General features: G+C 57.7%; 2 protein-coding genes. Both read left to right on the top strand.

All coding sequences use genetic code 11. The annotated features are described in order from the left end of the window. A partial coding sequence (gene ftsX / locus DBR24_RS30465) for a permease-like cell division protein FtsX (protein ID WP_146189156.1) occupies positions 1-664 on the top strand: 664 nt, incomplete at its 5' end. Positions 665-778: 114 nt separating this feature from the next. After that, positions 779-1,335: RNA polymerase factor sigma-32 (locus tag DBR24_RS30460; RefSeq protein ID WP_128616532.1), on the top strand; the 557-nt coding region annotated here is incomplete at its 3' end.

Below are 1,335 nucleotides of genomic sequence, written 5' to 3'. Positions count from 1 at the left end.
GATCAAAGGCATGCCTGGCGTGGCGGATGCTGAATATGTCGGTCGTGATCAGGCGCTGGAAGAGTTTCAGCAACAGTCCGGCCTTGGCGAAGCCCTGCGCGAACTGCCGGAGAACCCGCTGCCCGGCGTGGTGCTGGTGACGCCGAACGAGGTCGACAAGCCGACCCTGGAAGCATTAAGACAAAAACTTTCCGAGCTGCCCAAGGTACAACAGGCGCAACTTGATCTAGTCTGGGTCGAGCGTCTGGCCGCGATCCTCAAGCTCGGCGACCGGTTTGTCTTCGGTCTGACGGTGCTGCTGGTTTCTGCATTACTTTTGGTGATAGGCAATACCATTCGTCTTCATATTGAAAACCGCCGAATCGAGATCGAAGTGATTAAACTCGTCGGCGGCACTGACAGCTATGTGCGACGTCCCTTCCTTTATATGGGCGCGTTGTATGGTTTCGGTGCCGGGCTGTTGTCCTGGGGCGTATTGGCGTTTGGCCTGAACTGGCTGAACGATGCGGTGGTTGGACTGGCCGGCTTGTACGGCAGTGATTTCGCGCTGGCCGGAGTGCCAGTTGCCGACGGTCTGTCGCTCTTGCTTGGCGCGGTGCTGTTGGGTTATATCGGTGCATGGATTGCAGTCGCGCGTCATCTCAGGGAGCTGGCGCCGAAGTAGAATCTTTTTTGCGCGTGATTGGCCTTGTGGTTTTTTGGGAACTTGTACCTGAGTTCCCGGTCAATTTTTCGCAGTGCTGAAAGGCACGAGTATGTAAGTCGGAGGTTTTTTCGCATGACCAATTCTTTGCAACCTGCGTATGCGCTGGTTCCGGGTGCGAACCTGGAAGCCTATGTACACACCGTCAACAGCATTCCATTGCTGACGCCGGAGCAGGAGCGTGAACTGGCCGAGAGTCTCTATTACGAGCAGGATTTGGGGGCGGCTCGGCAGATGGTGCTCGCCCACCTGCGATTTGTCGTACACATTGCCCGTAGCTATTCCGGCTACGGCCTGGCTCAGGCTGACCTGATCCAGGAAGGTAACGTCGGCCTGATGAAGGCCGTGAAGCGCTTCAACCCGGAGATGGGCGTGCGTCTGGTGTCGTTCGCCGTGCACTGGATCAAGGCGGAAATTCACGAATTCATTCTGCGCAACTGGCGCATTGTGAAAGTCGCGACCACCAAGGCCCAGCGCAAGCTGTTCTTCAACCTGCGCAGCCAGAAGAAACGCCTGGCGTGGCTGAACAACGAGGAAGTCCACCGTGTGGCGGAAAGCCTCGGCGTCGAGCCGCGGGAAGTGCGCGAGATGGAAAGTCGCCTGACCGGCCATGACATGGCCTTCGACCCGGC

The sequence above is a fragment of the Pseudomonas sp. HMWF006 genome, from assembly GCF_003061205.1.
Taxonomy (GTDB): Bacteria; Pseudomonadota; Gammaproteobacteria; order Pseudomonadales; family Pseudomonadaceae; genus Aquipseudomonas; species Aquipseudomonas monsensis.
This window is presented reverse-complemented; position numbering and strand designations above follow the sequence as displayed.